Annotated in this window: 10 protein-coding genes; 8 read left to right on the top strand and 2 right to left on the bottom strand. The window is 73.8% G+C overall.

Annotated features, from left to right (window positions below):
* From UW392_RS37485 to UW392_RS37475, 3 genes are all read left to right on the top strand, one after another.
* Positions 1–546, top strand: a 546-nt coding sequence (locus UW392_RS37485) for a helix-turn-helix transcriptional regulator (protein WP_320779699.1), incomplete at its 5' end; no start/stop codon positions are given.
* Entirely contained in the window at positions 543–1,052 is a 510-nt protein-coding gene (locus UW392_RS37480; RefSeq protein WP_320779698.1) for a hypothetical protein, read from the top strand. The genes UW392_RS37485 and UW392_RS37480, both read left to right, overlap by 4 nt.
* Positions 1,053–1,192: 140 nt before the next feature.
* Positions 1,193–1,390 carry a hypothetical protein gene (locus UW392_RS37475; RefSeq protein WP_320779697.1) on the top strand — a complete coding sequence of 66 codons (198 nt, stop codon included), beginning with the start codon at positions 1,193–1,195 and terminating at the stop codon, positions 1,388–1,390.
* Between the two features lie 105 nt (positions 1,391–1,495).
* On the opposite strand, the gene UW392_RS37470 is transcribed toward UW392_RS37475, so the two are convergent.
* Entirely contained in the window at positions 1,496–2,923 is a 1,428-nt protein-coding gene (locus UW392_RS37470; protein ID WP_320779696.1) for a DUF2252 domain-containing protein, read from the bottom strand.
* A 386-nt stretch (positions 2,924–3,309) separates the two neighbouring features.
* On the opposite strand from UW392_RS37470, the gene UW392_RS37465 reads away from it, so the two are divergent.
* From UW392_RS37465 to UW392_RS37445, 5 genes are all read left to right on the top strand, one after another.
* A complete protein-coding gene (locus UW392_RS37465) occupies positions 3,310–3,738 on the top strand; it encodes an SHOCT domain-containing protein (protein ID WP_320779695.1) in 429 nt (142 codons plus the stop codon).
* Positions 3,739–3,822: 84 nt separating this feature from the next.
* A complete protein-coding gene (locus UW392_RS37460) occupies positions 3,823–4,260 on the top strand; it encodes a hypothetical protein (RefSeq protein WP_320779694.1) in 438 nt (145 codons plus the stop codon).
* Positions 4,257–5,753 (top strand): diacylglycerol/lipid kinase family protein, encoded by a 1,497-nt coding sequence (locus tag UW392_RS37455; protein WP_414496909.1) that lies wholly within the window; start codon positions 4,257–4,259, stop codon positions 5,751–5,753. The genes UW392_RS37460 and UW392_RS37455 overlap by 4 nt, the downstream gene beginning before the upstream one ends.
* Before the next feature lie 141 nt (positions 5,754–5,894).
* Positions 5,895–8,714, top strand: a complete 2,820-nt coding sequence (locus UW392_RS37450) for an MGH1-like glycoside hydrolase domain-containing protein (RefSeq protein WP_320779693.1) — start codon at positions 5,895–5,897, stop codon at positions 8,712–8,714.
* Positions 8,711–10,198: an alpha-amylase gene (locus UW392_RS37445; RefSeq protein ID WP_320779692.1), complete on the top strand. Its 1,488-nt coding sequence runs from the start codon at positions 8,711–8,713 to the stop codon at positions 10,196–10,198. The genes UW392_RS37450 and UW392_RS37445 overlap by 4 nt, the downstream gene beginning before the upstream one ends.
* Positions 10,199–10,219: 21 nt before the next feature.
* Here UW392_RS37445 and UW392_RS37440 read toward each other — a convergent pair.
* A partial coding sequence (locus tag UW392_RS37440; protein ID WP_320779691.1) for an RDD family protein occupies positions 10,220–10,720 on the bottom strand: 501 nt, incomplete at its 5' end.

Below are 10,720 nucleotides of genomic sequence, written 5' to 3'. Positions count from 1 at the left end.
GCGCACGCCCTGCTCGCCGCGGGGGCCACCGGTGCGGCGCTCGACCTCCTCGACGGGCTGCCCGCCGGGGAGCGGGGCGGACCCGCGCTGACCGTACGCGCCACCCTGGTCCGCGCGCAGGCCGCCGACCGGACGGGCGACCACCGCACCGCGCGGCGACTGGTCACCCAGGCGCTGCTGGACGCCCGGCGCGAACGCCTGCGGCGGCCGTTCCTGGAGGCCGGACCGTGGCTCCGGCGCGTCCTGGGCACCGGCCCGCACCCGTACCCGGACTGGGACCTGCTGTCCGTCCGGCCGTCCGGCCGTCCGGCCCCGGGGCAGCGGACGGAGCCCCGGCGTCCGGCGCTCGTCGTCGAGCGGCTCAGCGAACGGGAGCGCGACGTCCTGGAACGGCTGGCGCAGATGATGTCCACGGAGGAGATCGCCGCGGACCTGTACGTGTCGGTCAACACGGTGAAGACCCACCTGAAGAGCGTCTTCCGCAAACTGGGGGTGAACCGGCGCGGGGACGCGGTGCGCCGGGCCCGCGAACTCCGGCTGCTGTGACCCCCGCGGAACCCGGTCGGAGCCGTGGGAGCAGCGGTGCCCACGTCGATCACTCGGGCGGTGTCCACGGTTCCCTGCTGGCCGCCTCCGTGGTGGTCGGCGCGGGCACCCTCGGCCCCTTCCCGCGGGCCGAGCTGGTCCTGCTGCTGGTGGCCACCGGTGTGGTGTTCTGGCTCGCGCACGTGCACGCCCAGCTGTTCGGCGCCCACATGGCACGGCGGCCCCTGGACCGTACGGCCGTGCTGCGGGTGTGCCGCGAGGAGCGGCCGATCCTCGAGGCCGCCCTCCCGCCCGCCGCGGCTGTGGCGCTCGGCTCCCTGCTCGGCCTGGACCTGTGGGCCACCGGCTGGCTGGCCCTCGGCGTGGCGGTGTCCGGACAGGTGTACTGGTCGGCGACCGCGGCCCGGCGCGCCCGGGCCCCCTGGCCCCTGGTCGTCCGCACCGGTGCGGTCAACCTGGTGCTCGGGCTGCTGATCGTCGCCCTCAAGGCGGTGCTGAAGCACTGAGCAGCCGGGTACGGACGCCGGGAGCCGAACGGCCGAGCCGCGGCTCACCTCGGCCGGGTGAGGCCGCGGGGCCGCGCAGGGCGGACGATCGCGAGGGACGGCACGTTCGCCGCGCAGAGGCCACCCGCGGGGAGCAGCTCATGCGCTACGAGATCCGCATCGACGGGCACCTGTCCGAGAGGCTGGCCAAGGCCTTCCCGGAACTGGACCACGTAGTCGTGCCGGATCAGACCCTCCTGTTCGGGCAGATCATCGACGAGGCGCACCTGTACGGACTGCTGGCCCGTTTCCAGTCGCTGGGCCTGCTGGTCGTGGAGCTGCGCCGCCTCCCGGAATGACCGTGGTGAACGGAACGACCGGGGCTGCCGAGGCGACCGGGGCTGCCGAGGCGACCGGAGCGACCGGGGCGACCGGGGCGCCGGTCCGGCACGGACGCACCGGCGTCACAGCACCTGCGCGGTGACCCGGCCCGACCGCGCGGCCGCCCCCAGCGCCGCGAAGTCCCGCTCGGTGCGGTCGGCGTAGGCCTGCGCGAACTCGGCGAGCGCGCGGTCGAAGTGGTCGCCGCCGCCCAGATAGGCGGCGACGGCCACGGGATCGCCGGAACGGGCGTGGGCCCGGGCGAGCGAGGCCCCGCACAGCTGGGCGAAGACGGTCAGCAGCTCGGGGTCCATGGTCTCGGGGCGCGCGATGCCCTTCCAGTCGCGCAACTGGCGGACGTAGAAGTCCCGGCCGTGCCCGTCGAGCCCCACCACGCGCGTCCAGCCCAGGAAGATGTCGCTGGCCGTCTGGATGAGGCGCTGCCCGGCGACGACCCGGCGCCCCTGGTTGTCGTACTGCTCACCGTCGGTGTACGGGGCGAGGACCGACGGCTGGGCCTCCTTGGCCTGCAGCAGGAGGGGGTCCTCGTCGTCCCGGCCCAGCAGGAGCAGGATCCAGCAGCGGGTGCCGACGCTGCCGACCCCGACCACCTTGCGGGCCATGTCCACCAGCCGGTAGCGGCGCAGCAGGTGCCGCCGCTCGGAGGAGAGGCTGCGCGCGTAGGCGTCCACCAGGGCGTGCAGCTCCCGTTCCTGCCGGAATCCGGTGTCCGTGTCGGTCAGCAGGTCCCGGAGCGGGACGATCAGGGGCGGGTCCGGGGTGATCCGCCTGCCCTCCGCCGTGAGCCGGGTGAGTTTCCCGAAGGCCTGCAGGTGCGTGCGGGTGCGGGCCTTCGCGGTCGCCCGGTCGGCGCGCCGCCTGGCCTCCTTGCCCAGCGCCTGGTCGTCCGGCGCCGTGGACAGCATCGTCCGCAGGTGGTCGGTGTCGTCCTGCGCGTACCAGACGTCCAGCGTGCGCATGCCGGCGAGGTCCCGCATCCGCCGCCGGTAGGCCCGCACGCAGGCGCGCACGGCGGTGTTCTGTGCCTTCGCCGGGAAGCCGTTGGCCCGGGCGGCGATGGCGATGCTGGCCGCCAGGCGCTTGACGTCCCATTCGAACGGGCCGCGCTGTGTCTCGTCGAAGTCGTTGATGTCGAAGACCAGACGCCGCTCCGGCGAGGCCAGCAGCCGGAAGTTCAGCAGGTGGGCGTCCCCGCAGAGCTGCACCGTCAGACCCGTGTGCGGCAGGGACCCCAGGTCCGCCGCCATGATCGCGGCGGCACCGCGGTAGAAGCGGAACGGCGACTCGAGCATGCGCCCGTACCGGATCGGCACGAGTTCCGGCACCCGGCTCGCCGACTGGCGCTCCAGCACGTCGACGGGGTCGGGCCGCCCCGTGGCGGGCTCGAACCACCCGTGGCAGGAGCGTGACGCCCGGGTGCGCGCGTGCCTGCCGTACGCCGCGCGCTCCGGCGGGGGCAGGGGCGCGGGGGACGAATTGCTGGTGGTCATGACCGAACCTCCCGGGGCAGCGGCAGGGCCCTGAAGCGGCGGCGGCAGCGACGGACGGCCGCCGTCCCGCGCGAGTCGCTCGTCCACGTCGTCCCGCACGTGCCGCTCCTTCCTCGCCGGTCCGCCGGTCCGCCGGTCCGTCGTACGCGCCGGCGCGCCGCCGTACGCGCCGGACCGCCGGAGGCCTCCGTGCTCACCACACCGGGGCCGGGCCCGGGCCGGATCACCCGCCATGGGTGAAGCGTCCGGCGTCCACGGCGGACACGCTGAGGGGGACACGACCGGCACACGACCAGCACATGAGACGCGGGGCAGGCAGCACGGGACGCGGGGCAGGACACGCGCCCCGGGACCTACGGGGCCTTTGGGACCTACGGAGGAGCGAAGTGGACGCGCAGACCTATCTCGCCTACGACTATCCGCTGATGAGCGCCTTCTGGACGATGCTCTGGTTCTTCCTGTGGATCCTGTGGTTCGTCCTGCTCTTCCGGATCGTCGTCGACCTCTTCCGCGACGACGACCTGAGCGGCTGGGCCAAGGCGGGCTGGCTCGTCTTCCTCATCGTCCTGCCCTTCCTCGGTGTCTTCGTCTACCTCATCGCGCGCGGGAAGGGCATGGGCCGACGCGAGGTCGCGCAGGCGCGTGCGCAGCAGCGGGCGCTCGACGACTACATCCGTGAGACGGCGGCCGGCGGCTCCCGTCCCGGCTCCCGCACCAGTGAGATCGACGAACTCGCGAGGCTGTCGGACATCCGCGCCAGGGGCGACATCTCCGACGAGGAGTTCCGGCGGGCGAAGGAGCGGATCCTGCACTGACCCGCACCGCACCGGACGGCACGGGGGTCCGGAGCACCGACCGCGTCGTGGGCGCACCACCGCCCGACGAAACGAGGCATCAGGATGACCACGACACACCCTCACCGCGTGGCAGCGAAACAGCAATGGGCCGAGGGCCTGACCGTGTTCGCCGCCGTCATGCTGGCGATCATCGGGGTCCTCGACATCCTCCGGGGCGTCATGGCGATCGCCCAGGACGAGATCTTCGTCGCCACACCTTCCTACATCTTCGCCTTCGACCTGACCGGCTGGGGCTGGGTGCACCTGCTCCTGGGCGCGGCGGCCGTCGTGATCTCCGTGGGGCTGTTCCGGACGGCGCTGTGGGCCCGTATCGCCGGGATCGTCCTCGGGTCGCTCGTCATCATCGCCAACTTCCTGTCCCTGCCGTACTTCCCGGTCTGGTCGCTGGTGATGATCGCCTTCTCCGGGTTCGTCATCTGGGCCCTGTGCGTGGTCCGGCGCGACGAGGACCCCTACGCACGCATGCCGCGCGACCTGTGAGCCGCCGGGGCGACCAGGTGAGCCGGCACCGGCACCGGTACGGGAAACGGCACGGGGCGGGCGCACCGGACGGGACGGGGGCGGCGCCCGCCCGCGAGGGGCACGCCGGGTGGGCCCGCCTCGCCCTGCTGGCCCTGCTGGGCAGCGTCCTGGTGCCGCTCGTCGTCGCCGGGCTGCGCAGCGTTTTCTGGATCCTGTTCGGCCTGGCCGGACTGGCCCTGACCGCGGCCGGTGTGTGGTGGGCCCTGGCCCACACCGCCCTGGTCCGCGTGACCGGCATGGTGCTGTCGATCGCCGCCCCGGTCACCGTGCTCGCCGTGTTCGCCGCGTACGGCATGCTGTGGCCCGCCGCGGTTTCCCTGGCGCTGTGGGCGCTGGCCGTGCTGGCGGCCCGTACCGCGCTGACACCGGACGACGCGGGCCGTGCCGTCGCGCACGCGGAACGGCCCGCCGTGGCCCCGCGCCACCCGTGGATCGTGATGAACCCCCGCTCCGGCGACGGCAAGGTCGCACGTTTCGGCCTGGTGGAGAAGGCCCGGGCCGCGGGTGCGCGGGTGACCCTGCTGGACCCCGGACAGCGGCAGGACGTGGCCGAACTGGCCCGCCGCGCGGTGGCCGACGGCGCGGACCTGCTGGCCGTGGCGGGCGGGGACGGCACCCAGGCACTGGTGGCGGAGGTGGCGTGGCGCTGTGACCTGCCGTTCGCGGTGGTCCCCGCCGGCACGCGCAACCACTTCGCCCTGGACCTAGGTCTGGACCGCGACGATCCGGCGGCCGCCCTCGACGCCCTCGCCGACGGCGTGGAGCTCCGGGTCGACCTCGGGTTCGCCGCCGACCGGGTGTTCGTCAACAACGCCTCCTTCGGCGCCTACGCGGCCGTCGTCGGCGACCCGGCCTACCGCGACGACAAGACCCGTACGGCCCTGCGCGCCCTGCCCGGCCTGCTCAGCGGGGACGGCGCGCCCCGGCTGCGGATGCGGACCCCCGCCGTACGGCTGGACGGTCTGCAGGCCCTGCTGGTCAGCAACAACGCCTACCGGCGCGCCGTCGACCTCGCCAACCCGGGCCGCCGGGAACGCCTGGACGCCGGGGAGCTCGGGGTGCTGTGCGTGCGCATCGACAACACCGCGCGGGCGGCGGGCGCCCTCCGCGGCCCGTCCTCCGCCGCGGTGACCCGGCTGACCGCGACGGAGGTCGTCGTCGAGACGGACCCGGACCCGGCCCCGCACCCGCGTACGGACTCGCTTCCGGCCGCCGTCGACGCCACCGCCGTACCCGGCTCCGGCACCGTCCCGGCCGGCATCGACGGGGAGGCGGTGAGTCTGCCGACTCCCGTGGTGTGCCGGATCGTGCCCGGGGCGCTGCGGGTGCGCGTACCGCGCGACCGTCCCGGTACGCCCGTGAGCCGGCCACCGGCCGACTGGCCCCGGGTGGCACGGATCGCGCTGGCCGCGGGGCGGGGACGGCCCGGGCGGCACGCCAGGGCCGGATGAGCCGTACGCCGGACGAGCCGTACGCCCGGGGAGGCCGGGCGCGGGGCGCGGGCCCACCTCACCCGGGGCGGGGGAGTCCGCAGCGCCGGAACGCGACGACACTGTGCCCGGGATTCCTGCGAGCCGGATCGGGTGAACGCGATGGCCACACGGGACAAGGCACAGAAGACCGGGAAGACGGCGGGAGCCGCGCGGACGGCCGGCACCGCCAAGGCGGCCAGGTCCGCCCCCAGGACGCCCACCAAGGCCACCCGCAACAAGGCGCAGCGGGCGGAACGCGAACGCGCCGGGGACGAGGCCTGGCGGCGGTGGGGGCCGTACCTCGCCGAGCGGCAGTGGGGCACGGTCCGCGAGGACTACAGCGCCTCCGGTGACGCGTGGTCCTCCTTCCCGCACGACCACGCCCGCTCCCGCGCCTACCGCTGGGGCGAGGACGGGCTCGCCGGGATCAGCGACGACCGGCAACGGCTCTGTCTGGCCCTCGCGCTGTGGAACGGACGCGACCCGATCCTGAAGGAACGCGCCTTCGGGCTGACCAACGCCGAGGGCAACCACGGGGAGGACGTCAAGGAGTACTACTTCTACCTCGACAGCACCCCGAGCCACTCGTACATGCGCTACCTGTACAAGTACCCGCAGCCCGAGTACCCGTACAACGAACTGGTGGCCGTCAACCGGGAGCGCGGACGGCAGGAGTTCGAGTACGAACTGCTCGACACGGGTGTCTTCGACGAAGACCGCTACTGGGACGTGACCGTGGAGTACGCGAAGGCCACCGCCGACGACCTCCTGATGCGGATCACCGTCGCCAACCGCGGCCCCGACGAGGCGACGCTGCGGGTGCTGCCGACGCTGTGGTTCCGCAACACCTGGTCCTGGCGCGACGGCGCACCGGCGACGGCGCAACCGCGGCTCACGGCGGTCGCCGGCGGCACCGGCGGGACGGTCGTGCGGGCCGAGCACCCGGACGCGGACCTCGGCACCTGGGAGCTGCACTGCTCGGGTGACGTCCCGCTGCTGTTCACCGGGAACGAGACGAACGCCGAACGCCTGTACGGCACGCCGAACCCGTCCCCGTACGTGAAGGACGGCATCGGCCGGTACGTCGTCGACGGTGACACGGCGGCCGTGAACCCGGAACGCACGGGCACCAAGGCGGCCGCGGACCACACCCTGACCGTGGCGCCGGGCGGTGAGGCGAGCGTCCGGCTGCGGCTGGTGCGGGCCGGACGGCCCGCCCCCCTCGGCGAGGAGTTCGACGCCGTCCTGAAGCAGCGGCTCGCCGAGGCCGACGCCTTCTACCGCGACCTCACCCCGCCCGGACTGGACGAGGACGGGGCGCGGGTGCTGCGGCAGGCGCTCGCCGGGATGCTCTGGAGCAAGCAGTACTACCACTTCGACGTGGACACCTGGCTCACCGAGCACGGCGTCGACCCCTTCGGCCCGGCGGCGGACGGCATCCGCAACCACGACTGGTTCCACATGACGGCCGACCACGTGGTGTCCATGCCCGACACCTGGGAGTACCCCTGGTTCGCCGCCTGGGACCTGGCCTTCCACACCGTCGCGCTCGCCATGGTCGACACCGCCTTCGCCAAGGAACAGCTCGAACTGCTGCTCACCGACGCCTTCCTGCACCCCAACGGGCAGATCCCGGCGTACGAGTGGAACTTCACCGACGTCAACCCGCCCGTCCACGCCTGGGCCGCGTACTTCCTGTACCAGCTGGAACGGCGCCTGACCGGCACCGCGGACCGCGACTTCCTGGAACGCTCCTTCCAGAAGCTCCTCACCAACTTCACCTGGTGGGTCAACCGCAAGGACCCGCAGGGACGCAACGTCTTCCAGGGCGGCTTCCTCGGCCTCGACAACATCGGCGTCTTCGACCGCAGCGCGCCGCTGCCCACCGGCGGCCGGCTCGAACAGGCCGACGGCACGGCGTGGATGGCGCTGTACTGCCAGACCATGCTGCAGATCGCCCTGGAACTCGTCGAGCACAGCCCCGCGTACGAGGACCTCGTCGTCAAGTTCACCGAGCACTATCTGTGGATCACGGCCTCCCTGGACCGCGTCGGCGACCGCCACGACGAGATGTGGGACGAGGAGGACGGCTTCTTCTACGACGTGCTGCGGCTGCCCGACGGCCGGGCCCGGCGCCTGAAGGTGCGCTCCATGGTGGGTCTGCTGCCGCTGTGCGCCTCGACGGTGTTCCACCCCCGGCAGCTGGCCGCCGTCTCCCCGCTGCGGGAGCGGATGGACCGCTTCGTCGGCCGGCACCCCTCGCTCGCCGCCGCCTGGGCCTCGGCGACGGCCGGGCCCGCCGACGGTCCCCGGCTGCTGTCCGTCGTGGACGACAAGAAGCTGGAGCGCGTCCTCGCCCGCCTGCTCGACGAGGAGGAGTTCCTGAGCCCGTACGGCATCCGGGCGCTCTCCCGCTACCACGCCGAGCACCCGTACACCGTCACCGTGCACGGTGAGGAGCTGCGCGTCGGCTACCTGCCCGCCGAGTCCGACTCGGGGATGTTCGGCGGCAACTCCAACTGGCGCGGGCCCGTGTGGCTGCCGATGAACGTGCTGCTCGTCCGTGCGCTGCTCAACCTGTACGGCTTCTACGGCGACGACCTCACCGTGGAGTGCCCGACCGGCTCCGGGAACCGGAAGACCCTGTTCGAGGTGGCGAAGGAGATCTCGGACCGGATCACCCGCATCTTCCTGCGGGAGCCGGACGGGCGGCGCCCCGTCCACGGCGGCCAGGAGAAGTTCCGCACCGACCCGCACTGGCGCGACCTGATCAGCTTCCACGAGTACTTCCACGGGGACAACGGCGCGGGGATCGGCGCCGCCCACCAGACCGGCTGGACGGGCCTGGTCGCCACCCTGATCATCACGTTCGGCCGGCTCGGCCCGGACGACTTCCGCGACCCCTGGGGCGAAGAGGCGCAGAACGGAGGGGGCTCATGAACGCACTGCCCGCACAGCCCGTCGTGCACGAGGTCAACACCCGGGTATGGCTCCGGGAGATCGAGCGCCGCACCGGGCGCCCGACGGGCCTCGGTGACGTCCCCAAGGACGCCTGGGACGAGATCACCCCGCACGGCGTGGACGCCGTCTGGCTCATGGGCGTGTGGGAGCGCAGCCCCGAGGGCCTCCGCATCGCCCTGGCGGACCCCGCCCTGCGCGAGTCCTTCACCCGAGCCCTCCCCGACGCCGGCCCGGAGGACATCGCCGGATCGCCGTACTGCGTGCGCCGCTACTCCGTCGACGCCTCCCTCGGCGGCACCGCAGGGCTCAAGGCCGCCCGCGCCGCGCTCGACCGCCGCGGCGTCGGACTGCTCCTCGACCACGTGCCCAACCACGTCGCGCCGGACAGCCCCTGGCTCGCCGCGCACCCCGACTGCTTCGTCCGCGGCAGCGAGGACGACCTGCGGCGGGATCCGGCCGCCTACCTCGCGGCGCACGGCAGGGTGTACGCGCGCGGCCGGGACCCCTTCTTCCCGCCGTGGCCCGACGTGGTCCAGCTCAACGCGTTCAGCCCGGCGCTGCGCGCGCTGACCGCCGACGTCCTCAGCGGCATCGGCGACCTGTGCGACGGGGTCCGCTGCGACATGGCGATGCTGCCGATGAACGACGTGTTCGCCCGGACCTGGGGCCGGCGGGTGGGACCCGCGCCCGAGCAGGACTTCTGGGCGGCCGTGCTGCCCGCCGTGCGGCGCCGGCACCCGGGCATGCTCTTCGTGGCGGAGGCCTACTGGGACCTGGAGTGGGCGCTCCAGCGGCAGGGCTTCGACCACGCCTACGACAAGCGGCTCTACGACCGGCTGCTGCACGACGACGCCGACGCGGTCCGCGACCACCTGCGGGCTGCTGAGGACTACCAGCGCGGCCTGCTCCGGTTCCTGGAGAACCACGACGAACCGCGCGCGGCGGCCACCCTCACCCCGGTGGCCCGGGAACGCGCGGCGGCCGTGGTGATCGCCACGCTGCCGGGGGCGACCCTCTGGCACGAGGGCCAGTTCACCGGGCGCCGCGTACACCTGCCCGTCTTCCTGACCCGCCGCCCCGACGAACCGGCCGACGACGGACTGCGGGCCTTCCACGAACGGCTGCTGACGGTGGTCCGCAACAGCCGTATGCGCGACGGACGCTGGCAGCTGCTGGACGCGACGGGCTGGCCGGACAACGACACCTGCCGGTCCCTGCTCACCTGGAGCTGGACGGCCGGGCCGGGCGGCCGGTACCTCGTGGTGGTGAACGCCTCCGGCCGTCCGGCCCAGGGCCGCATCCGCGTGCCGTGGCCCGAACTCGACGGCGTGAACGCGGAGTTGCTGGACCTGATGGACGGCGTCCGGTACGTACGGTCCGGCAGCGAGCTGACCGGCCCCGGGCTCTTCGTCGACCTCGACGCCTGGGGCGGTCACGTGTTCGCGGTGGAGCCCGCGGTCTGAGGGGCGGGGGCCGGGGCCTCCTCAGCCGTCGCCGCCGGGACGGGACCTGCCGTACCAGTCGTGGACGACGGCGGTGTTCACGAGGCGGTCCTGCACGGAGGCCCCGCGCCGGTCGACCGGTATCCACAGCAGCCCCCAGGGCAGGAAGACGCAGAGCACGGCCCGCAGCAGGGCGGCGGCCACGGTGAGCTGCCGCCGGGAACGGCTGAGCACCCGCAGCCCCAGCACCTGGTCGCCGACGGTGCGCCCGCCGATGAGCCAGCCGCCCGCCAGATAGGCGACGGCGGCGGCGTAGCCGAGGACCACCGTCAGCCAGGCGGCGGGGTCCGGCAGCGAGAACGGCGGGCCCAGCAGCAGGTAGTGGCCCGCCGCGTAACCGAAGTGCAGGGCGAAGACGGCGCACAGCACCACGATCCCGTCGACGACGCCCGCCGCCGTCCGGGAGACGAGCCCGGCCGGCGATCCCTGCGGGACCGGCGCGCCGCGGACCGACGAGGTCACGCGGGCCCCGGCCGGGGCCCG

This window comes from Streptomyces sp. CRN 30 (assembly GCF_034105845.1).
Note: the sequence above shows the minus strand (reverse complement) of the source record. Positions and strands in the feature narration are given on the sequence as shown.

Excerpts from the sequence above, each read along its gene's own strand:
- UW392_RS37475 (WP_320779697.1), top strand. The coding sequence starts at position 1,193 with ATGCGCTACGAGATCCGCATCGACGGGCACCTGTCCGAGAGGCTGGCC.
- UW392_RS37470 (WP_320779696.1), bottom strand. The coding sequence starts at position 2,923 with ATGACCACCAGCAATTCGTCCCCCGCGCCCCTGCCCCCGCCGGAGCGC.
- UW392_RS37460 (WP_320779694.1), top strand. The coding sequence starts at position 3,823 with ATGACCACGACACACCCTCACCGCGTGGCAGCGAAACAGCAATGGGCC.
- UW392_RS37450 (WP_320779693.1), top strand. The coding sequence starts at position 5,895 with ATGGCCACACGGGACAAGGCACAGAAGACCGGGAAGACGGCGGGAGCC.
- UW392_RS37445 (WP_320779692.1), top strand. The coding sequence starts at position 8,711 with ATGAACGCACTGCCCGCACAGCCCGTCGTGCACGAGGTCAACACCCGG.